Origin of the sequence: Pseudohongiella sp., from assembly GCF_040877505.1 — a bacterium.
In the GTDB taxonomy this organism is placed as follows: Bacteria; Pseudomonadota; Gammaproteobacteria; order Pseudomonadales; family Pseudohongiellaceae; genus Pseudohongiella.
Genome location: NZ_JBBDNQ010000042.1, coordinates 19,115 through 41,811, shown reverse-complemented (window position 1 = coordinate 41,811; position 22,697 = coordinate 19,115). Strand labels below are relative to the sequence as shown.

Annotated in this window: 17 protein-coding genes and 3 pseudogenes; 17 read left to right on the top strand and 3 right to left on the bottom strand. The window is 55.8% G+C overall.

Features of this window, described 5'->3' with window-relative positions; all coding sequences use genetic code 11:
* Window positions 1–27 precede the first annotated feature (27 nt).
* The 9 genes and pseudogenes from purH (at window position 28) to tatC (ending at window position 7,839) form a co-directional block, all read left to right on the top strand.
* Window positions 28–1,599 carry a bifunctional phosphoribosylaminoimidazolecarboxamide formyltransferase/IMP cyclohydrolase gene (gene purH, locus WD071_RS15220; protein WP_368049250.1) on the top strand — a complete coding sequence of 524 codons (1,572 nt, stop codon included), beginning with the start codon at window positions 28–30 and terminating at the stop codon, window positions 1,597–1,599.
* A gap of 12 nt (window positions 1,600–1,611) precedes the next feature.
* Window positions 1,612–2,919 carry a phosphoribosylamine--glycine ligase gene (gene purD, locus WD071_RS15215; protein WP_368049249.1) on the top strand — a complete coding sequence of 436 codons (1,308 nt, stop codon included), beginning with the start codon at window positions 1,612–1,614 and terminating at the stop codon, window positions 2,917–2,919.
* 64 nt (window positions 2,920–2,983) lie between these two features.
* Window positions 2,984–3,622, top strand: coding sequence for a 2-polyprenyl-3-methyl-6-methoxy-1,4-benzoquinone monooxygenase (gene coq7 / locus WD071_RS15210; protein WP_368049248.1), 639 nt, complete (start codon window positions 2,984–2,986; stop codon window positions 3,620–3,622).
* A gap of 10 nt (window positions 3,623–3,632) precedes the next feature.
* Window positions 3,633–5,201 (top strand): ubiquinone biosynthesis regulatory protein kinase UbiB, encoded by a 1,569-nt coding sequence (gene ubiB / locus WD071_RS15205; protein ID WP_368049247.1) that lies wholly within the window; start codon window positions 3,633–3,635, stop codon window positions 5,199–5,201.
* Window positions 5,202–5,218: 17 nt separating this feature from the next.
* Window positions 5,219–5,629 carry a phosphoribosyl-AMP cyclohydrolase gene (hisI, locus tag WD071_RS15200; RefSeq protein WP_368049246.1) on the top strand — a complete coding sequence of 137 codons (411 nt, stop codon included), beginning with the start codon at window positions 5,219–5,221 and terminating at the stop codon, window positions 5,627–5,629.
* Window positions 5,626–5,973, top strand: coding sequence for a phosphoribosyl-ATP diphosphatase (locus tag WD071_RS15195; RefSeq protein ID WP_368049245.1), 348 nt, complete (start codon window positions 5,626–5,628; stop codon window positions 5,971–5,973). Before hisI ends, WD071_RS15195 begins: the two co-directional genes overlap by 4 nt.
* 63 nt (window positions 5,974–6,036) lie before the next feature.
* Entirely contained in the window at window positions 6,037–6,294 is a 258-nt protein-coding gene (gene tatA / locus WD071_RS15190; RefSeq protein ID WP_368049244.1) for a twin-arginine translocase TatA/TatE family subunit, read from the top strand.
* Between the two features lie 111 nt (window positions 6,295–6,405).
* A pseudogene (gene tatB, locus WD071_RS15185) lies at window positions 6,406–6,636 on the top strand (Sec-independent protein translocase protein TatB); the annotation flags it as partial.
* Between the two features lie 414 nt (window positions 6,637–7,050).
* Window positions 7,051–7,839 carry a twin-arginine translocase subunit TatC gene (gene tatC / locus WD071_RS15180; RefSeq protein WP_368049243.1) on the top strand — a complete coding sequence of 263 codons (789 nt, stop codon included), beginning with the start codon at window positions 7,051–7,053 and terminating at the stop codon, window positions 7,837–7,839.
* Window positions 7,840–8,064: 225 nt separating this feature from the next.
* On the opposite strand, the gene dtd is transcribed toward tatC, so the two are convergent.
* A complete protein-coding gene (gene dtd / locus WD071_RS15175; RefSeq protein ID WP_368049242.1) occupies window positions 8,065–8,502 on the bottom strand; it encodes a D-aminoacyl-tRNA deacylase in 438 nt (145 codons plus the stop codon).
* A 170-nt stretch (window positions 8,503–8,672) separates the two neighbouring features.
* Window positions 8,673–10,499: a translational GTPase TypA gene (gene typA / locus WD071_RS15170; RefSeq protein WP_368049241.1), complete on the bottom strand. Its 1,827-nt coding sequence runs from the start codon at window positions 10,497–10,499 to the stop codon at window positions 8,673–8,675.
* Between the two features lie 438 nt (window positions 10,500–10,937).
* Here typA and WD071_RS15165 point away from each other — a divergent pair, with 438 nt between their 5' ends.
* The 3 genes from WD071_RS15165 to WD071_RS15155 all read left to right on the top strand — a co-directional run bounded on the left by WD071_RS15165 (window position 10,938) and on the right by WD071_RS15155 (window position 14,864).
* Window positions 10,938–12,368, top strand: coding sequence for a DUF4331 domain-containing protein (locus WD071_RS15165; protein ID WP_368049240.1), 1,431 nt, complete (start codon window positions 10,938–10,940; stop codon window positions 12,366–12,368).
* Window positions 12,369–12,498: 130 nt separating this feature from the next.
* Window positions 12,499–13,740, top strand: a complete 1,242-nt coding sequence (locus WD071_RS15160) for a tetratricopeptide repeat protein (RefSeq protein ID WP_368049239.1) — start codon at window positions 12,499–12,501, stop codon at window positions 13,738–13,740.
* On the top strand, window positions 13,737–14,864 hold the full coding sequence (locus WD071_RS15155) for a HupE/UreJ family protein (protein ID WP_368049238.1): 1,128 nt from the start codon (window positions 13,737–13,739) through the stop codon (window positions 14,862–14,864). The genes WD071_RS15160 and WD071_RS15155 overlap by 4 nt, the downstream gene beginning before the upstream one ends.
* On the opposite strand, the gene thiI is transcribed toward WD071_RS15155, so the two are convergent.
* The gene (gene thiI, locus WD071_RS15150) at window positions 14,857–16,317 is read right to left on the bottom strand and encodes a tRNA uracil 4-sulfurtransferase ThiI (protein WP_368049237.1); all 1,461 of its coding nucleotides are present in this window, start codon (window positions 16,315–16,317) and stop codon (window positions 14,857–14,859) included. The genes WD071_RS15155 and thiI overlap by 8 nt on opposite strands.
* A 442-nt stretch (window positions 16,318–16,759) precedes the next feature.
* On the opposite strand from thiI, the gene glnA reads away from it, so the two are divergent.
* From glnA to WD071_RS15125, 5 genes and pseudogenes are all read left to right on the top strand, one after another.
* Window positions 16,760–18,169, top strand: a complete 1,410-nt coding sequence (gene glnA / locus WD071_RS15145) for a type I glutamate--ammonia ligase (protein ID WP_368049236.1) — start codon at window positions 16,760–16,762, stop codon at window positions 18,167–18,169.
* A gap of 283 nt (window positions 18,170–18,452) precedes the next feature.
* Window positions 18,453–19,523 (top strand): annotated as a pseudogene (glnL, locus tag WD071_RS15140) (nitrogen regulation protein NR(II)); the annotation flags it as partial.
* Window positions 19,524–19,660: 137 nt separating this feature from the next.
* Window positions 19,661–21,082 carry a nitrogen regulation protein NR(I) gene (gene glnG / locus WD071_RS15135; RefSeq protein WP_368049235.1) on the top strand — a complete coding sequence of 474 codons (1,422 nt, stop codon included), beginning with the start codon at window positions 19,661–19,663 and terminating at the stop codon, window positions 21,080–21,082.
* A 123-nt stretch (window positions 21,083–21,205) separates the two neighbouring features.
* Window positions 21,206–21,871, top strand: a pseudogene (locus WD071_RS15130) (ABC transporter ATP-binding protein); the annotation flags it as partial.
* An 89-nt stretch (window positions 21,872–21,960) separates the two neighbouring features.
* Window positions 21,961–22,695, top strand: a complete 735-nt coding sequence (locus tag WD071_RS15125) for an ABC transporter permease subunit (protein WP_368049234.1) — start codon at window positions 21,961–21,963, stop codon at window positions 22,693–22,695.
* Window positions 22,696–22,697: the final 2 nt, after the last annotated feature.

Sequence of the window (22,697 nt, the reverse complement as noted above, 5' to 3'; positions counted from 1 at the left end):
CCCTGCATTCAAATTAAAGATTAGCTTATGTCTACAGATAAACCTGCAGTTATCCGACGCGCATTGATCAGCGTCTCGGACAAAACCGGTATTGCCGACTTCGCAAGCGCCCTGCACCAGGCGGGCGTGGAAATCCTGTCAACCGGCGGCACCTTCCGTCTGCTGCAGAAAGAAAACATTCCTGCCATCGAGATTGCCGACTACACCGGTTTTCCGGAAATGATGGACGGCCGGGTCAAGACCCTGCACCCGAAAGTGCACGGCGGCATCCTTGCCCGGCGCGATATTGACGCCGCAGTCATGCAGCAGCACGACATTCCGCCGATCGATCTGGTGGTGGTCAATCTGTACCCCTTCGAGGCCACCGTGGCACGCCCGGACTGCGACCTGCCCACAGCCATCGAAAACATTGATATTGGCGGCCCCACCATGTTGCGCGCCGCCGCCAAAAATAACGCCTGGGTCGCCGTGGTAACCAGTCCCGACGACTACGTTTCTGTCATTGCAGAGATGAAACTCAATAACGGCGCCCTGAATCAGGCAACCCGCTTTAACCTGGCTGTCAAAACATTTGAACATACCGCCGCTTATGATAGTGCGATTGCCAACTACCTTGGCCGCATCGTCACCGACAGCGAGTACCCGCGGACTTTCAGTACCCAGTTCCATAAAAAGCAGGACTTGCGCTACGGCGAAAACCCGCATCAGACAGCCGCATTCTATACTGAGAGCAACCCTCAGGACGCCAGCGTCAGTACCGCTGAGCAGCTTCAGGGCAAAGAACTCTCCTACAACAATATTGCCGACACGGATGCGGCACTTGAATGTGTCAAAAGCTTCACCCAGCCAGCCTGCGTCATCGTCAAACATGCCAACCCCTGCGGCGTTGCCGTGGCAGATACGATTGAAGCGGCCTATCAACTGGCGTTTCAAACCGATCCGACATCCGCTTTCGGCGGCATCATCGCCTTCAACCGCGAGCTTGACGCCGCCACAGCCAAGGCCATTATTGACCAACAGTTCAGCGAAGTTATCATTGCGCCTTCCGTGTCTGATGCCGCACTGGCTGTGCTGGAAGCCAAGCCCAATGTGCGCGTGCTGAGCTGTGGTCAGTGGTCCCCGGAAGCTGCACCGGCCTGGGACTTCAAGCGCATCAACGGCGGCCTGCTGGTACAGGATCGTGACATCCACCAGATCAGCCACAGCGACCTGACCGTGGTCAGCAAGCGCCAGCCGACCGAACAGGAACTGGCCGACCTGATGTTTGCCTGGACGGTTGCCCAGTTCGTCAAATCCAACGCCATCGTCTATTGCAAGAATCAACAGACTATCGGGGTCGGCGCCGGCCAGATGAGCCGGGTCTACAGCGCAAAGATCGCTGGCATCAAGGCAGCCGATGAAAATCTGACCGTTGCCGGATCGGTGATGGCGTCGGATGCATTTTTCCCGTTCCGCGATGGCATTGATGCCGCTGCCTCTGCCGGCATTACCGCTGTTATTCAGCCAGGTGGTTCGATGCGTGATGCGGAAGTGATTGCCGCAGCCGATGAAGCGGGCATGGCCATGGTGTTCACCGGCATCCGCCACTTCCGCCATTAACGAGAGTCAACTATGAATATTCTGGTACTTGGCAACGGCGGGCGTGAACACGCACTGGCCTGGAAACTGGCGCAGTCAGCCGGCGTGGCAAAGGTATTTGTGGCGCCGGGAAATGCCGGCACGGCTACTGAGACCGGCGTGGAGAACGTCGCCATTGATCCGCTGGACTTTGCTGCACTGGTCGACTTTGCCAAAGCCAATGATGTTGCACTGACGGTGGTCGGTCCGGAAGCACCGCTGGTAGCGGGCGTGGTGGATTATTTCAGCGAACAGGGCCTGCGCTGTTTCGGACCCGGCAAAGGAGCGGCCCAGCTGGAAGGCTCCAAAGCCTTTACCAAGGACTTCCTGGCCCGTCATGACATCCCCACTGCCAGTTATCAGAACTTCACCGACGCTGATGCCGCCATCGCCTACGTCAGGGCGCAAGGCACCCCCATTGTAATCAAGGCCGATGGTCTGGCGGCCGGCAAAGGTGTGATCATCGCGCAGCATCAGGACGAAGCGGAAGCCACGATTCGCGACATGCTGTCCGGTAACCGCTTTGGCGACGCCGGCAGCCGCGTGGTGATTGAAACCTTTCTGCAAGGCGAAGAAGCCAGCTTTATTGTCATGGTTGATGGGGAGCATGTACTGCCACTGGCAACCTCCCAGGATCACAAGGCACGCGACGATGGTGACAAGGGGCCCAATACCGGCGGCATGGGTGCCTACTCGCCCGCGCCCGTGGTGACACAGGAAGTCCATGATCGCATCATGGCCGAGGTCATCATGCCCACGGTGCGCGGCATGGCCGCTGAAGGCAATCCCTATACCGGTTTTCTGTATGCAGGTGTGATGATTTCCCCGCAAGGGGCCGTCAATGTCATTGAATTCAATTGTCGTTTTGGCGACCCCGAAGCACAGCCAGTCATGATGCGCCTGCAATCAGACCTTGCCGCACTGTGCAACGCTGCCCTGGACCAGCGCCTGCATGAGGTTGACGCCCGGTGGGATGCACGCGCCAGCATCGGCGTCGTGCTGGCCAGTGGCGGCTACCCCGAGGCCTACGACAAGGGTGTGCCCATCAATGGCCTTGACGATGCCGCCGGCGACAACATCAACGCCAAGGTATTCCATGCCGGTACTGCCCTGAAAGATGGTAAAGTAGTCACCAATGGCGGTCGTGTGTTGTGTGCTGTGGCACTTGGTAATACAGTCACGGAGGCGCAGAAGGCCGCCTATGCGCTGGCTGACAGGATCAGTTGGGACAAAATGGTCTGTCGGCGCGACATTGGTCACCGGGCGATAACCCGGGAAATGCAGCGAGCGACTCCCGCATAGTGAAACCACGAGGACAGGGGTAATGGTGCAAAGCACGGGCAATGAGACAGGTAAGAGGCCGAACATGTTTTCATTCAATCTGGCTGACCGGCTGGTCCTGCAGCTTGATCAGGCTCTGCATACCCTGATGCCGGGCAGCAGCGCCGCTGCCCGGCACACTCCGGCTACTGCTGTTGACGAGACCGAACTGTCCGCTACGGACCGCCAGCAGGCCGCAGCGCTGATGCGCATCAACCATACCGGCGAGGTATGCGCGCAAGCCCTTTACCAGGGCCAGGCCCTGACCGCACGCTTGCCTGATGTGCGCACCAGCATGGATCTTGCCGCCCGCGAAGAAATTGACCACCTGGCCTGGTGCGAGACCCGGTTACAGGAGCTGGATAGCCGCACCAGCATGCTCAACCCGCTCTGGTACGCGATGTCCTTCGGTATGGGCGCCGCTGCCGGGCTGGTCGGTGACAAATGGAGCCTGGGCTTTGTTGGCGAAACCGAAAGACAGGTGTGTGAACACCTGGAAGATCACCTCGACAAGCTGCCCGCCAATGACCTGAAGAGCAAAGCGGTGCTGACGCAAATGATTGCGGACGAGCGCAGCCACGGCGAATCGGCCATGGCCGCTGGCGGCGCTGAACTGCCCTTGCCGGTCAAAGCCGGCATGAAACTGATGGCCGGGGTCATGAAAACTCTGACCTACCGGATCTGAGACGCAAGCGGTGTCGCATCTGCCTCGTCTGCTCAAAATCACCTCAGTCGCCGCCAAATACCGGCTGCATCAACTCAGTCCGCTGACGGCACGCTCGTGGGTAATACGCAGCGTCATGGCTATTGTGGGCCTGCCGTGGACCGGCAATGCTGCGCGCCACCTGTCGCCCGAACAGCGCCTGCGCACCGCGCTGGAAGAGCTGGGACCGATCTACATCAAGTTTGGTCAGTTGTTATCCACGCGCCGCGACTTTCTGCCTCATGCCCTGGCTGACGAGCTGCAAAGCCTCCAGGACCGGGTCCCCGGCTTTACTTCGCCGGCCATCACAACCATTGTTGAAACGGCTCTCGAAAGTCCCTGGCAGAATCATTTCAACCACATCAACCCTGAGGCCCTGGCGTCCGCCTCCATCGCCCAGGTACACGAAGCCACCCTGCTGAGCGGCGAACACGTTGTCATCAAGGTACTGCGACCTGGCATCAATGAAACCATCCGGCAGGACATCGTTGTGCTCAAATGGCTGGCCCGGCTGATCGAGCGTTACGTACCTGATGGCCGCCGCCTGCGCCCGCGCGAAGTGATCGCTGACTATGAACATGTCATTCTGGGTGAACTGAACCTGATGGCAGAAGGTGCCAATACCACCTTGTTGCGCCGCAATTTTGAACACTCCCCGTTACTGTACGTACCCAGGGTCTATTGGGATGTCAGTCGCGATGGCATGCTGGTGACCGAGCGCATCAATGGCATTCCGGTGTCCGATGTGGTGCAGCTACAGGCAAAGCAGGTGGATTTGAGGAAATTGGCCGAAACCGGGGTGGAGATATTTTTTACCCAGGTCTTCGAACACAGTTTTTTCCATGCCGACATGCACCCCGGCAACATCTTTGTCGATCCGGCTGACCCGCAGAATCCCCGCTACATCGCCATCGACTGCGCCATCATCGGCTCTTTGAGCAACGAAGATCAGCAATACCTGGCGCGCAACCTGCTGGCAATCTTCAAGCGTGACTATCGCAAGGTTGCCGAGCTGCACGTGGAATGCGGCTGGGTGCCAAAAACCACAAAAGTGGTTGAGTTCGAAGCGGCCATGCGCACGGTGTGCGAACCCATTTTTGAGAAACCATTAAAAGACATCTCCTTCGGTTATCTCCTGATACAGCTGTTCCGGACTGCGGGACGCTTCAACATGGAAGTGCAACCATCACTGGTGTTGCTGCAGAAAACGCTGCTCAATGTCGAAGGGCTCGGACGTCAGTTGTATCCGGAGCTGGATTTGTGGCAGACTGCGTTGCCGTTTCTGGAGCGCTGGAACCGGCGCCGCATGAAACCCTCGTTTTTGTGGCGCGAGCTGAAGAACAATGCGCCCGACTGGGTCGAACAATTTCCCCACTTGCCGCAACTGGTTCTGAACAGTCTTAACCAGCATGAAAAAGTCCAGACACTCAGCGACACGCTGCAGACAGTCATTGACCAGCAGCGCCAGCTGGAGAAGCGTCGACGTCGGCGCTCGCGGCGATTGCTGACGCTGCTGGTGGTTGCAGGATTGCTTTTCGTATTTTTGTATTTTACGCAGTGAAAGAGCATACTGGTATCATGAGTAATACATCCTGGCTGGATCAGATCAAATGGAATGGCGATGGTCTGGTGCCTGTTGTCACGCAGGATAGCCAAACCCGCCGCCTGTTAACCCATGCCTGGATAAACCGCGATGCGCTGGCCCTGACCCTGGCCGAAGGTCGTGCCGTGTACTGGTCGCGTTCACGGCAGAAAATCTGGCGCAAAGGCGAGGAGTCCGGAAATGTGCAGAAAATCCGGGATATCCTGCTGGACTGTGATGGTGACACGGTATGCTACCTGGTCGAGCAGATCGGCGGCATTGCCTGTCACACCGGTCGCGAAAGCTGCTTTTATCAAAAATTGACAACCGTTGAAGGCAAACCATCCTGGCAGATCACCGATCCGGTGCTTAAAGACCCGTCAGCGATGTATGGTACACGATCATGACAACCACCCCGGCCCCTGACACTCTGACCCAACTGGCGAGCATTCTTGCCGAGCGCAGACAGGCGGACGCCAACACGTCCTATGTTGCCAGTCTGCATCAGAAAGGTTTGAACAAAATCCTGGAGAAAGTCGGTGAAGAAGCGGTAGAAACCATTCTGGCCGCGCGCGACACCGACGCCGGAGGCGACGCCTCCGCACTGATCAGCGAAACCGCCGATTTGTGGTTCCACAGCATGGTCATGCTGAGCCACCTCGGCTTGAGCCACGAGCAGGTATTGGAAGAACTGACAAAGCGCTTTAACATATCCGGCCTGACAGAAAAGGCATCCAGGACCGGGTCTTAAATTACAGCTTCATAACACACAAGGTCATCAAGTTGACCATTTACAGGCTACATCGGAGGAATCATGGGTATCGGCGGCATCAGTATATGGCAACTGTTAATCATCGCATTGATCATTGTGCTGCTGTTTGGCACCAAGAAATTACGCACACTGGGCTCTGACCTGGGCGGCGCGTTAAAGGGTTTCAAACAGGCGGTCAAAGACAAGGATGAAGAAAGTGATGATTCCTCTGCAGAAAACCCGCCCGGACAGCTAGGCACCGAAGCGATGCGCAAAGATGCGCACACCGACACACAGACAGAAAAACCACAAGACAAGTAAATGCAACAGCCGGAAGGCGTCCTGTTGGGCGCCTTCCGGCTTTGTGTCTCACAAACGGCAAGTCTCGCAAACTATTAAAAGTTTCATGGGTATAACACGTGGATCGCAGCGATGTTTGATATAGGCTTTATGGAGCTGCTACTGATTGGCATTGTGGCCCTGCTGGTGCTGGGTCCGGACAAACTGCCGGGCGCAATCCGCACAGGTGCCTTGTGGTTTGGTCGTGCCAAACGCAGCTTCAACAAGGTAAAATCTGAAATCGAACAACAAATAAATACTGACGAGATTCGACGCCAGCTCCACAACGAATCCATTCTGGGTGACATCAAAGAGGCACGCAAAAACGCTGACAAACTGATCAAGGACACTCAGTCGGAAATCAGAAGCACTGAAGACAGCGTCAAGCGCTCCATGGACACAACGGGCAAGAGCATCACCTCCGTCAAAGCAACCACCAGCGCAGACGAAGGCATCCCGACGCCGCCACCGGAGAACTACGTCGCAAACAAGGATGCCATATCAGAGCACAGGGCGGACGAGTCTGAGACGACAATTGAACCCGAAGCACCAAAGCCCCAGGCAACAGACGAGCCTGCTCCGGAGCCCGTGCCGGAGACCGAAGACACCAGACCATCGCAGGATATTTACAGCACCCCGCCTTCCGGTATTGTAAGTATGCAAAACGGAAAATTTTCTGCCGTGAATGACAAACCGACAACGTCGGACTCATCATCCGGCAAGAATTGAGAGACTGACATGGCGAAAGACCCTTCAACGGGAACAAAGCAGGATCCGGAAGTCGGCGGTGATCTAACTCTCGTTGGCCATCTGGTCGAACTGCGGGATCGTCTCCTGCGATGCATCATAGCTTTGCTGGTTGTATTCCTGTCATTGATTTATTTCGCCAATGATATTTACACATTCGTTGCCTCGCCACTGGTGTCAGTCCTGCCGCCCGACACCAGCATGATTGCGATCGATCCAACGTCTCCGTTCTTCACGCCATTCAAACTGACTTTCTATGCCTCTCTGTTTGTCTGCGCGCCTTACCTTCTGTTCCAGATCTGGGCGTTTATCGCCCCGGGGCTGTACCGGAACGAAAAGTCGCTGGCCATACCACTGTTTGTCTCCAGCGTTCTGCTGTTCTACGCAGGCATGGCGTTCGCGTACTACGTACTTTTCGGCGTCGTGTTCAGCTTCTTCGTCTCGGTAGCCCCGGAAGACATTGCCGTGGCACCGGACATCGCCAGCTATCTGAGCTTTGTACTGAAGATATTTTTTGCCTTTGGCTTCGCCTTCGAGATACCGATTGCCGTCTTCCTGTTCATGTGGGCAGGATTGATTGAGGCGGAGGATCTGAAAAAGAAACGTCCGTACGTCATAGTCGGTTGTTTTGTGGTCGCCATGCTGCTGACACCACCGGATCCGTTCACACAATCGCTGCTGGCAATACCCATGTGGATGCTGTTCGAAGTGGGCGTGTTTTTTGGCAGCGCGTTCCTGAAGAAGAAAGCCGCAGAAGAGGCCCAGAACCCGGAGTCGTGACAGCCCGATGCCCTTCCCGATCTAACCGCGAAGCTGGGCGGGACTGGATGTCAACTGAAGGGGCTTATGCGACAGGGAAGTCGCATAAGAGCCTCCAGGGCCAGTTTTTGCTCCTGCAAAACTAGCATTTCCGCCATCCATGGCGGTCAGAAAAGGTTCACGGCGTCCCCTGAAGGTGACACCCAGTCACGCCCGGCGCTCCCCAACAAAGCCACCGAGCGGGTCTTACTGCCGTAAAACAAACGTTACCGGCCCATCATTCTCCAGCAGCACCTTCATGTCCGCGCCAAACTGACCCGTGACCGTCGCAGGATGTTCAGTCCGCAGCCACGCAACAAGCTGATCATACAAAATTTTGGCATCTGCCGGCGCCATCGCCGAAGTAAAGCTGGGCCGCAACCCCTTGTCAGTCGACGCCGCCAGCGTAAACTGCGACACCAGCATCACCTCTGCGCCAGCATCCACAACACTGCAGTTCATGCGCCCGTCATTGTCCGCAAAGACACGGTAATTGAGTACCTTGCGCAACAGCTTCTCCCCGCTCGCACGCGAATCCGCTTTCTCGATACCCAGAAAAACAACAAGCCCCCGACCCATGGCGCAATGCTCTGCACCATCGATTCGGAGGCTTGCATGGTTAACCCGCTGTATCAACGCGATCATTTAGCTAACACCCTGCATTATCAGTGGAGCCACCGCCCGCACCGGAACCAGCGGGAAGTGAGCGAGGGTGTACGTGACCGCCAGGGATGGCGGAAATGCCTGCAATGCAGGAGCATTTGCAGGCCAAGGAACCTCCCCCCTGTTGGCGAGCGTCCCGCGCAGCCCACTGATCAGCCCCGGGCAACACCACCGCGGCTGGCACGCTTGCGATCACTCTCCGTCAAATGCTTCTTGCGGATACGGATACTGGCCGGCGTAATCTCAACCAGCTCATCCTCATCGATAAACTCCATCGCCTGCTCCAGCGTATGCTTCACCGGCGGCGTCAACACGATGTTCTCATCGGTACCCGAAGCACGCACGTTGGTCAGCTGCTTACCCTTGATCGGGTTAACCACCAGATCATTGTCACGGCTGTGCAGACCAATAACCATACCCTCGTAAACTTCCACGTTAGGCTCGATAAACAAACGGCCGCGTTCCTGCAATGCCCACAGCGAATAACCCAGCGCCTTACCGGTTACCATGGAAACCAGCACACCATTTTTGCGGGCTGCCAGATCACCGGCTTTGGCCGGACCATAGTGGTCAAACACATGGTTCATCATGCCGGTACCCGAGGTCATGCTCAGGAACATGGAGCGGAAACCGATCAGGCCACGCGTCGGCACGGTAAACGTCAAACGTACACGTCCCTTGCCGTCGGGCAGCATGTCCGACATTTCCGCACGGCGCAGGCCCAGTTCCTCGATTATGGAGCCCTGGTGCTCGTCGTTACAGTCGATCATCAGAATCTCGAATGGCTCGCTCAGCACGCCGTCGATTTCTTTCATGATCACCTGCGGACGCGATACTGCCAGCTCAAAACCTTCGCGGCGCATGGTTTCGATCAGCACCGACAGATGCAATTCACCACGACCCGATACCTTGTATTTGTCAGGCGTCTCGCCTTCCTCGACGCGCAGCGCCACGTTGTGGATCAGTTCGCGGTCCAGCCGCTCCCTGATATTACGCGTGGTGACAAACTTGCCTTCGCGGCCGGCAAACGGTGAATCGTTAACCTGGAATGTCATGGTGATGGTGGGCTGATCAACCGTCAGCGGCGTCATGGCTTCCACGTGGTCGGGATCACACAGCGTGTCCGAGATGTTGAGTTTGTCCAGCCCCGTGATACAGATGATCTCACCCGCGCGGGCTTCGGTGACGTCAACACGATCCAGACCCAGGTGGCTTTTCACCTGCAGAATCTTGCCCTTACGGGTTTCGCCGTCCTTATCGATGACAGTAACCTGCATGTTCGGCCTGGCGACACCGCCGGTGATACGGCCAATACCAATGACACCAACGTAGCTGTTGTAGTCCAGGGCGCTGATCTGCATCTGGAATGGCGCATCAGCGTTAACCGGGGGTGGCGGCACCTTGTCGATGATGGTCTGAAACAGCGGTGTCATGTCCTCAGCCAGCTCATCGGCTTCCATACCGGCGATACCGTTCAGGGCAGAGGCATAGATCACCGGGAAGTCCAGCTGCTCGTCAGTGGCGCCCAGACGGTCAAACAGGTCGAATACTTCGTTCAGCACCCAGTCAGGCCGGGCGCCGGGGCGGTCAACCTTGTTGATCACCACAATCGGGTGCAGCCCCTGGGCAAAGGCCTTCATGGTCACAAAACGCGTCTGTGGCATGGGTCCGTCAACCGCATCAACCAGCAACAACACGCTGTCCACCATGGACATCACGCGCTCAACCTCGCCGCCAAAGTCGGCGTGTCCGGGTGTATCCACGATGTTGATATGGTAGCCATTCCAGTTAATAGCCGTGTTTTTGGCCAGAATGGTAATCCCGCGCTCTTTCTCCTGGTCATTGGAGTCCATCACGCGCTCCACAGAGCCACCACGATCCCCCAGCGTACCGGACTGTTGCAGGAGTTTATCAACCAGGGTGGTTTTACCATGGTCGACGTGGGCGATAATGGCGATATTGCGGATCTTCTCAATCACTGGGGACACCTATTACTGAAAGGGGGGCACTGCCGAAAAAAAGGTGGGAGATTATACTACAGCTATCTTGACAATTCCATTACCACAGCTGTACTTGGGAAAATTGCCGCCTTCAGCACCTTCCCTTGCCGATACCCCGGGGTCAACCCAACGCCAATGCCACAGGCCCGGGGCCCCTCTCGCCCGCAGTTCTTCCCGAACCCACCCTTCCGGGCATCTAGTCAAACTGTGACGTGACTCACACAGTTATTATTGCATTCTGAGCACTACATCACAGTTTGGTAACAAAACAGGCTATTCGTTCAGATATACAGGTCCACGGGCCAGTGCAGCGACGTAACAGAACCGACGACAACCTTCACAGTCACTTACAAGGAAATCATTCGTATGCTTTTCAGAGCCTGTGGAAAACCAACAACTCGTCACAAGGAGTTAACCATGAAGACCTTTAACAGCAATCCTTCGAAGTGGACACGTTATGCACTGGCAGCCGCAATCACCAGCGTTTCAGCGTTAAGCTTCGCCTCAAGTCACCGCGAAGCGCCGATGATCGCCGGCATGCCCAGGCTGGACGCCACCGACCTTTACATGTTTCGCAGTTATGAAGAAGGCCGGGAAGATTATGTGACCATCATTGCAAACTATTTCCCGCTACAGGCGGCTTACGGCGGCCCCAACTATTTCGACCTGGAAACGGCAGGTCTGTATGAAATTCATATCGATAATGACGGCGACTCCATTGAGGACATCACCTTCCAGTTCGATTTCTCAACCATCCTGGCAGGCGTTGCAGTGCCCGTGGGCGATGAAAATGTGCCCATCCCGTTGATCAACGCGGGCGGCATCGGCCCGGATGCAACGGACACCGACAATGTCAACTCCAGGCAAGAATATAAACTTAATGTGATCACTGGCGAACGACGCACCGGAAATGTTGAAGCCGCAACCAACCTGACCACAAACGCGACAACTTTCCGAAAACCAGTCGATTACATCGGCACAAAATCGATCCCGAACTATGAGCAGTATGCCAGCACGCACATATATCCGGTCAGCCTCCCAGGCTGCAGCGCCGAAGGTCGTGTTTTTGTTGGTCAACGCAGAGAAGGTTTTGCAGTCAACCTGGGCCAGGTATTCGACCTGGTCAACCTGAACCCACTCGGCTCGGAAGACGCCATTGCCAACCCGATTGGCGATTCCAGCGTGACTTCACTGGCCATGGAGGTTCCGATTTCCTGTCTGACCGATGGCGATCCGGTCATTGGCGCCTGGACAACGTCCAGTCTTAATATGGGAGACCAGGAACCCATGCAGGTATCTCGCCTCGGGTTTCCGCTGGTAAACGAAGTTATTATCGGGCTGCCCGATAAGGACAAATTTAACGGCAGTCACCCGCACAACGATGCACAGTTCGTTAACTATGTGCAAAATCCTACGCTGCCTTTCCTGCTTGAACTGCTGTTCTCCGATGCAGGGGCCAAGGCGCCGACAAACTTCCCACGCGCTGATTTGATAGCCGCAGTCACGGGGGTTCCAGACCTGAACCTACCAGCCAATATAGCCAGCGACATGTTCCCGCGTAGCGAAATGCTGCGCCTCAACACGTCCATCGCTGCCAAAGCCGCCCCGGAGCAAATGAACATGGGCGTTCTTGCCGGCGACACCTCTGGCTTCCCCAACGGCCGTCGACCGGGTGACGATGTTGTCGACATCGCCCTCCGCGTGATGATGGGCGCACTGATCGAAGATGCCGAGATCGCACCTAACAGAACGGCACCGTTCACCGATCAGACAACTGTTAAGGCGACGGATTTTAATACCGCATTTCCGTACCTGAACGCACCCCTGCCCGGCTCTGCCGTGCAGTAAGATTAAGTGGTGTTTCTACCAGCGGCACAGGGATGTGTCGCAACCCACTTGACCGACAGACAAAGGCCCTACCGACATGATATTCCTGTTCAATAATATTAAGCGCTCAGTCGCTGCCCGGCTTATGCTGGTGACGACGTGCTTTTTTACGACTCAATACAGTCTGGCGCAACCCTACACGCCGGAAAGCGATAGCAGCGTGGTGGAAGTACTGCCTGCCGCTATCATTGAACTGTCCGCAGATATCCGGGAATTGCAGGCCTCAGAGACAGGAGCCGGCCCCATCAACGCGCAGGCACTCCTGCAACTGGCCATGGAGTCTTATCAGCTGGCAGCGTCCAGCGGCGAGGCCCGCGCCTACGGCCGCACGCTGTCTATCCTGCAGCGCTGGCCCGAAGGCACAGAAAAACCCGCCACCTATCACATACTGATGGCAGCGGTACTGCAGCACAATCATGAATTCAATGCCGCACTCGAACATTTACAGCCACTGACCTCTGATACCAATAACAATCGGACGGTCATCATTCAGTCGCTGATGATGCAGGCACAGATCGGCCTGGTCATTGGCGACTACGATCTGGTTGAACAAAGCTGCACGGCGTTGCGATCCTCTGCACGACAGCCGGTATTTCTAAATTGTCAGGCGCAGCTTGACGGCATACGCGGTAACGCAGAGGAAGCACTCAACACACTGACCACCACTTTGAGTAACGGTAACGATCTCAATGCCCTGGACTACCAGGAGTTACTGACAACAGCTGCAGCGATTTCTCATCGCACCGGAGATGCGACTCAGGCAGAACGATACTACCGGGCAGCACTGAGCCTTTCTCCCGGAAACACATACCTGGTGGTGAATTACAGCAATCTGTTGCTTGAGCGCGGCAGGTCGGCAGACGTCATTAATTTACTGTCATCATATTCTGATGAAGAGCTCAATACAGAACTGCGCATCATCATGGCCAGGGCGCTACGTGCGCGCAACACCGGCAGCGATCAACAACGTGCAGAGAATTTTTTCGCCACCCTGGAAGAGGATTTTCAATTGGCTTTTTTGCGCGATGAAGCTATACCGCATAAGGAGTATGCACAATTCGCGCTTTACCTCGCCGACCTGCCCGAAGCCGCTCTCAGCGCTGCAAAAGACAACTGGCAGCTGCAAAAAGAACCTTCCGATACGCTGCTGCTGGCAAGCGCCGCCGCTGCGAACGACGATCAGGATACGCTGGACGAAGTTGATCGGTGGATCAGGACGACCGGCACCCAGGATGTCCGGCTACAACGCATACTCGACAGCCACAGACAAGGCCAAAGCGAAGGCCAGGGTCAGGGCCAAAACCAGGACAGTGCCAGAGAGACGTCACCATGAAAATACTGACTGTGTTACTTGCATTACTGATCTGGCCTGCTGCCGCATCTGGCCATAGCCTTAGCGACAGCTTTCTGGATCTGACGGTAGATAATGCACAGATCTCCGGACACTGGCTGATTGCCGTACGTGATCTCGAGCTCGCTGTTGGCCTGGACGGCAATAGCGACGATCAGGTCACCTGGGGGGAGATACAGCAGCGCAGCTCTGCAATTGAGCAATACGCGCTGTCCCGGCTTGACCTGAGCATCGCAGACAACGATTGCTCACTGGCATCAGGAACTTTCCAGGTTGAGCAAAGAAATGCAGGCATGTTCCTGTTCATGCCCATCAGCGGGGCCTGCAACAGCACCGGCGACCTGCTTATCGATTACAACCTGTTGTTTGATATTGATTCTTCTCATCGCGGCATACTGAACCTGACCTACAACGGCGAATCGCACCTGCGCCTGTTCTCTCCTGCCGAACCATCACACAACATAGACCCGGCAGGCTCCTCAGCGATGGCAAACCTGTGGACTTTCCTGGTCGAAGGCGTCTGGCACATCTGGATAGGGCTGGACCACATCCTGTTCCTGTGTGCACTTATCATCCCGATTGTGCTGGGCTCAGGTGTTTTCCGCAGCACTCCGCTGCGTCGTGAACCCGGCGCCAGCGCGAGGATACTGGTTGATATTTTCAAGGTGGTCACCGCTTTTACTGTGGCCCATTCGGTAACATTGATTCTGGCGACATTGCAGATTGTTGTTCTGCCTTCCCGCCTGGTTGAATCAGTGATTGCTCTGTCCGTTGCGGTGACCGGACTGAATATAATCTTCCCGATATTTCGTGGCCATAGCTGGCAGATTGCCTTCGGCTTTGGCCTGATTCACGGTTTCGGGTTCGCCGGCGTACTCGGCGACCTGGCATTGCCCACGCACCTGTTCATCAGCAGCCTGCTCAGCTTCAATATTGGTGTTGAAATCGGTCAATTGGTGATCGTGGTACTGCTGGTACCCGCGTTATGGCTGCTGGGTCGGCTCGCGCTCACCCGACGCCTGACTGTGGCTGCCAGTGGCATTGCCATAACCGGCTTTGGCCTGCTGTGGCTGGCGCAACGTTCATTGCCTACCCTGGTCAGCTAGGGGGGCGGTAAACACCCACGTTGTCATGCCCGGCATCCTTCAGGTGCGAGGCATGCAGACGACTCATCATGCCCTTGTCACAGTACAGCAGGTAGTGCCGGGAAGCATCCAGGGTCGCAAACCGGGTACTGAGCTGATAAAAAGGCACAACAGCCACATCAAAGTCGTCCGTACTCAAGGGTGATCGCTCCTGTTCAGTGGGGTGCCGGATATCGACCACCACGGCGCCTGCCGGCACCGTGGCCATTTGCTCAGGCTCGACATCCCGATGCTCGATCACCTCAACAACCCGGTCAATCATTTGCACCTCGCGTGCATCTACTGCCGCGCGAAGCAGCGCCGGATCGATTTTTGCCTCTTCCTCAATGACACGATGTGGCCTGGCATTGGTGGTGGGTTTTACCGAAATCACGCCACAGTACTCCGGCACCTGCGCGGAGAACTCTTCCGTGCCAATACGACGCGCCATGTCGATGATGTCCTGTTTATCCGTGACAATGAGCGGCCGCAATATCAGCATGTCAGTCACCTGATCAATGACATTCAGGTTCGGCAGGGTCTGGCTCGCCACCTGTGCCACGCACTCCCCGGTCACCAGCGCCGACAACTTCATTTCGCGCGCCACCGTGTCGGCCGCGCGTATCATCATGCGCTTGAGCACGACCCCCATATGACCACTGTCGACTTTATCGAGGATTTCACTCAACAGCGGCTCGAACGGAACACTGACGAACTTGACCCGGTGCGAGGAACCAAAGCGCATCCACAGGTATAACGCCACCTCTTTTACTGCCAGTTCATGCTCCTTGCCGCCCAGATTAAAAAACAGAAAATGCGTCTGTATACCACGGCGCATGAACAGGTAACTGGACACCGAAGAGTCAAAACCGCCGGAGATCAATGACAACACCGGCTCCTGTGTGCCCATCGGGTAACCGCCCAAACCACGCCACTGCTCCTTGACCACATACAGAATCTGCTGGCGTATCTCCACCCGCACAGTAATATCCGGCCGATTCAGATCGACTTTTGCTGCACCGGTTTCGCGCAGCAGGGCCGCACCAAGGTATCGCTCCAGCTCCATGGAGTTGAAGTCATGATTGCCCTGCCGCTTGCTGCGCACGGCAAAGCTGCGGCCTTGCAGACGATCACGATAAAACGGCAGTATTTCCGCCACAATGCCGTCAAAATCAGGCAATGGCTGTTTGCTGACCTGACTGATAAGGGAAATGCCTGAGGTATTGCGCAGAATATCAACGACCTGATCGACAAGAATTTTGTCATCGCTGACGGTTTCCACTTCCAGAAGATCCCAGTCACCGGTTACACTGATGTTCGCATTCAGACGGCCGAGCATAATCCGCAGATTCCTCCGTAGCGCCTTGATCTGACGTTGGCGCACGGGACGCGTTTTGATGGTAATTTCGGGGAAAAAGCGGATAACGAATAACATTGCTGCTGACCTTGTGTACAACGTGTGTGGCAAGCCCGATGAGACTGGCAGGCATGATTTTCCGAGCCGGGATTGGGGCTGGCGCATCAAAACAGGGCATTATGCACCATTTATGTGCGAGCGCCTGAATTATGCTTTATATTGGTGCGTTTTTGCGCATCGCCCGATGCTAAGCCGACGGTCGACTCCTGATATACAGGGCTCCTGGCAGTTGTGAACGATGGCATATATCTTGCTCATTCTCAGCTACTCGGGCATGGTACGCGTACGCCATTATAATGCCGAATGCCCAGCTTGTTGAGTGCCATGAGGATAAAGTGAGTGGCACACGATCGACATAGAAGAAATGAACACTGAGCAACGACCGCGAATTGTGGTCGTATCAGATTATAAACTGTGACTTTAACCGTCACCCAATTCTCGATCACACGGAGGATCAGGAATGTCTGAGAAGACTTTAAACTTAATCAAAGAGAACGATGCCAAGTGGGTTGACTTGCGCTTTACCGATACCAAGGGTAAAGAGCAGCATGTGACCTTCCCTGCAGCCGTTGTTAACGAAGGCTTCATGGATGGCGTCATGTTCGACGGCTCCTCAGTAGCCGGCTGGAAAGGCATCAACGAATCAGACATGATCCTGAAGCCTGACGACACCACAGCTGTGCTGGATCCGTTTGCTGACGAAGTGCAGGTAAACCTGCGCTGCGACATCATCGAACCACGCACCATGCAGGGTTACAACCGTGACCCGCGCTCCGTGGCGCGTCGTGCTGAAGAATACCTGAAGTCGACCGGTATCGGCGACGAGGCGTTTTTTGGCCCTGAGCCAGAGTTTTTTGTGTTTGACGAAGTCAAATGGAATATCGCAATGGACGGCGCCTTCTTCAAGATCGGCAGCGAAGAAGCGGCCTGGTCGTCAGGCAAGAGCATTGACGGCGGCAACATGGGCCACCGCCCGAAAGTCAAAGGTGGTTACTTCCCCGTGCCTCCGGTTGATTCCCTGAGCGACCTGCGCGGCGCCATGTGCGACACCATGGAAGCCATGGGCCTTGAAATCGAGCTGCATCACCACGAAGTGGGCAACGCAGGTCAGTGCGAAATCGGCACCAAGTTCAACTCTCTGGTATACAAGGCCGATGAAGTTCAGATCCTGAAATACTGCGTACTGAATACCGCACATGCTTTTGGCAAAACGGCAACGTTCATGCCCAAACCGCTGGTTGGTGATAACGGTTCAGGCATGCACGTTCATATGTCCATTTCCAAAGATGGCAAAAACATGTTTGCCGGCGACGGCTATGCCGGCCTGTCTGAGACTGCCCTGTTCTACATCGGCGGTATCATCAAGCACGCCAAGGCACTGAATGCGTTCGGCAACGCCTCTACCAACAGCTACAAGCGTCTGGTCAAGGGCTTCGAGGCACCAACACTACTGGCCTATTCATCACGCAACCGTTCAGCTTCCATTCGTATTCCGTACATTCTGGGCGGCAATCCGAAGGCCGTTCGAATCGAAGTGCGTTTTGGTGACTGTACTGCCAACCCTTACCTGTACTTTGCGGCCCTGCTGATGGCCGGCCTGGACGGTATCAAGAACAAGATCCACCCTGGCGACCCTGCCAGCAAAGATCTGTACGACCTGGAGCCGGAAGAAGAAGCGGAAATTCCAAAGGTCTGCTACTCACTGGATCAGGCTCTGGAAGCACTGGACCAGGATCGCGACTTCCTCAAGCAGGGCGGCGTATTCTGCGACGATCTGATCGACGGCTACATCGCGCTCAAGCAACAGGACTGCACACGCCTGAACGCAGCTGCTCACCCCGTTGAGTTTGATATGTACTACAGCTGCTGATCATTGCAGATGCAGTAAAAAAAGCGCCTGCCGAAGTTTTCGGCAGGCGCTTTTTTTTGCGCCACAGTAGCCCATATTGACAACAAAAATTGTCTTGCGCACTATATTGGTGCATTGATCTGAACCCTGCCCGACCCGAGCCCTCACCGCTCGGCACAGCAACCAGCCCAAACGCGCCAAAAAAGGACATCAATCACGCCATGCTCCCCAATGAACCGGTTGGCCGAAGATGGTTTGTTTATTGCATGGCCTTGACCTAAGCAACGAGGTACGCCGACAAACCATGCAATCCGGTAGTAGCAATTCATATAAACGCCTATTAGATACTCTGGCAACATCCATACTGGTGTTGGACCAGAACCTGCGCCTGCAATATATCAACCTGGCGGCGGAAAGCCTGTTGGCCATCAGTGGCCGCCAGATCAACAACGCTTTTGTCGGCGACATTTTCCTCAGTGCCGACCAGGACGTCACAGACATCCGCCAGGCCGTTGACGGGCATCACAGTTTCACCAAACGCAAGACTCAATTGCATCTGATCAATGGCAAGACGCTGCAGGTTGATTACACCGTGACCCCGTTGAATGATTTCCCCGATGCCGCGGTGGTGATTGAAATTCAGAGTATGAACTATGCAGAGCGCATCAGTCGCGACGAGACCCTGATCTCAACGCACGAAACCACCCGCGAACTGGTGCGCGGCCTGGCACATGAAATCAAAAACCCGCTGGGTGGCATTCGCGGCGCCGCACAGTTGCTGGCAAGCGAGCTGCCAGGCTCCGATCTGACCGACTATACCAACGTTATCATCGAAGAGGCCGACCGCCTGCACAAGCTGGTCGACCGACTGGTGGGCTCGCGCAAACCCATGGACTACCGCTCGCTCAATGTGCACGAAGTGCTGGAGCGGGTGCGCAACCTGGTTGACGCGGAAGTCAGCGACCGGGACATTACCCTGGTGCGTGACTACGACCCCAGCATTCCGGAGCTGCAGGGTGACTTTGAACAGCTCATTCAGGCTGTTCTCAACATCGTGCGTAACGCAGTGCAGGCACTGGAAAGCCCTCATGTCAAACATCGCTCGGGGCTGATTGAGCTGAAAACCCGGGTCATGCGCAACGTCACCATCGGCACGGTGTTTCACCGTCTGGTAGCTCGACTGGAAGTCGTGGATAACGGTCCCGGGGTACCACCGGAACTCATAGACAACATTTTTTTTCCGATGATCAGCGGACGTGCCGAAGGTACGGGTCTGGGCCTGTCCATTGCCCATTCAATCGTCAACCAGCACAAAGGCATCATCGAGTGCAGCAGTGAACCTGGCCGTACGCGTTTTTCCATATTTCTGCCAGTCCTGACACAGGCGCCGGCACCACCAGACTATTGCGGCAATGGTTCGGGAGCACTCAGCTCCGGAGTCTTCAACGGTCAGTTTGGGAAATAGCCTTCAACGGTCAGTTTGGCAAGTAGTCTAAACGGGGTATTATTACCATGAGCAAACATAACACGGTCTGGGTACTGGATGACGACAAGTCCATACGCTGGGTGCTGGAAAAATCCCTCACCCGTTCCGGCATGAGCACACACTGCTTCGACAATGGCGACGATCTGTTGCATCGCCTGGAAAAAGAGCGACCCGACGCCATTATCAGTGATATTCGCATGCCCGGCATCAACGGCCTGGACCTGCTATCCACCGTGCACGAGCGTTTTCCGCAACTGCCGGTGATCATCATGACCGCCCACTCCGACCTGGACAGTGCCGTCTCCTCTTACAGCCGTGGTGCCTTTGAATATCTGCCCAAACCCTTTGACATAGATGAAGCGGTGGCGATGACTCAGCGCGCCCTTGAGCACGCACGCGAGCAGGATCTGGATATTCCTGCACCCGTACTGGAGAGCAGTAAAGAGATCATTGGCGAAGCGCCTGCCATGCAGGAAGTATTTCGTGCCATCGGCCGTTTGTCGCAGTCCAACATCACCGTGCTTATTAACGGCGAATCAGGCACCGGTAAAGAACTGGTGGCACATGCGCTGCATAAACACAGCCCTCGCCGCGAAAAACACTTTATCGCCCTGAACGTGGCGGCTATTCCCAAGGAGCTGATTGAATCAGAACTGTTTGGCCACGAAAAAGGCTCGTTCACCGGCGCCACTGCACATAGAACGGGCCGCTTTGAACAGGCCAACGGCGGCACCCTGTTTCTTGACGAAATCGGTGACATGCCGCCGGATACCCAGACCCGATTGCTGCGTGTGTTGTCCGACGGTGAGTTTTACCGGGTTGGCGGCACCACGCCGATCAAGGTTGACGTGCGCATCATTGCTGCCACGCACCAGAACCTGGAAAAGCTGGTCGGGCAGCATCTGTTCCGCGAAGATCTGTTTCACCGCCTGAACGTTATCCGCATCCATATTCCGCGCCTGCGTGACCGCCGTGAGGACATTCCCCGCCTGGCCCGCCACTTCCTGGCACGCGCAGCCGAAGAACTTGACGTGGAGTCCAAGGTACTGCGACCGGAAACGGAAAAGTACATCACCGGACTCAACTGGCCGGGCAACGTGCGGCAGCTGGAGAACTTCTGCCGCTGGGTCACAGTCATGGCATCCAGCCGCGAGGTGCGCATTGATGACCTGCCGCCCGAATTGATGGAGCACCAGGCACAAAACAGCAGCGCCCGGGACTGGACACAGCTGTTGGAAGAGTGGGCCGATCAGGAGCTCAATCTGGGCCACAAGGCCATACTCGAGCAAGCCATGCCCGAGTTTGAACGCACCATGATTCAGGTTGCGCTCAAACACACCCTGGGCCGTCGCCGCGACGCAGCCCTGCTGTTGGGCTGGGGGCGTAATACCCTGACCCGCAAAATCAAGGAACTGAATATCGAGGATGCCGGTAGCGACGACGACTGAATCGCTGCCCAATTGTCACGATCTGTGGGGGCAGGTTGAAAAATCAGCCCCATACACCTATATTTGCCCCTCAGCCATTGCCGCGCAAACTATGCGAGGCATCTTTGACAGGCAAATAACAATATGATTGAAATCAGTCACCTCACCCGCAAGTTTGAACATGTTACTGCCGTTGATGACCTCAGCTTCACTGTTGCCGAAGGCGAAGTACTGGGATTTCTGGGCCCCAATGGCGCCGGCAAGTCCACCACCATGAAGATCATCACCGGATTCCTGGCACCGACCTCCGGCACTGTCAGGATTGACGGCCACGACATCACCGAGAATGCGATTGCGGTCAAGGCACTGGTAGGTTATCTGCCCGAAGGCGCGCCCAGTTACCCCGATATGACGGTACTGGATTTTCTCGATTTTATTGCCGAGATTCGTGGTTTTAGGGGCGACGAAAAAGCACGCCGCATCAAACAGGTCATCGAAGATGTTGCACTGGGCAGTGTCTGCGAACAGACCATCGACACGCTCTCCAAAGGTTTCAAACGTCGCGTCGGGCTGGCACAGGCCATTCTGCATGACCCCAAAGTGCTGATCCTGGACGAACCCACCGACGGGTTGGATCCAAACCAGAAGCATCAGGTACGCCGGCTTATCCGCAACCTGGCGAAAGACAAGATTGTTATTGTCTCCACCCATATTCTGGAAGAAGTCAGCGCCGTGTGCACACGCGCCATCATCATTGCCAACGGCCGCATTGTGGCCGACGGCTCGCCTCAGGAACTGGAGGCACAGGCACCGGCCGATGCCGCCCTGCTCGGAGCGCAGTCCGCACCGGGCAGACTGGAAGCTTTTTTCCGTAGCGTCACTGAACAGGGAGCACTGTGATGGGAACCACCGGTATTATTTTCAAACGTGAACTGGCCGCCTATTTCAGCACCCCGCTGGCCTACGTGTTTATTGTCATATTCCTGATCATGAACGGCGTCGCCACGTTCGATCTGGGCGGGTTTTATCAACGCGGCCAGGCCGATCTGCAACCCTTTTTCAATTTCCACCCGTGGCTTTACCTGTTCATGATTCCGGCGCTGGCCATGGGTCTGTGGGCCGATGAACGCAAAACCGGCACCATTGAATTGTTGCTGACACTGCCCATTAAGCTGCACGAAGCTGTGCTCGGCAAATTCCTCGCCGCCTGGGTGCTCAGTGGTATCGCCCTGCTGCTGACTTTTCCTGTCTGGATTACAGTCAACTACCTCGGCGACCCGGACAACGGTGTCATTCTGGCAGCCTACATTGGCAGCTGGCTGATGGCGGGTGGTTTTCTGGCCATCGGCTCATGCATGTCGGCGCTGACGCGCAATGCCGTCATCGCCTTTATTCTGACCGCCGCCATCTGTTTTCTGTTTGTGGTATCAGGCTCAGCTATTGTCATGAATGCCTTTACCGGCTGGGCACCACAACTGCTGATCGACGCCATCGCCACGCTGAGTTTTCTGACGCATTTTGACGCCATCAGCAAGGGGGTGCTGGATATCCGGGACCTGCTGTTCTTTGCTGCCGTCATTGCCGCCTGGCTGCTGGCCAGTGCGGTTGTCATCGAAATCAAGAAAGCGAACTAGGA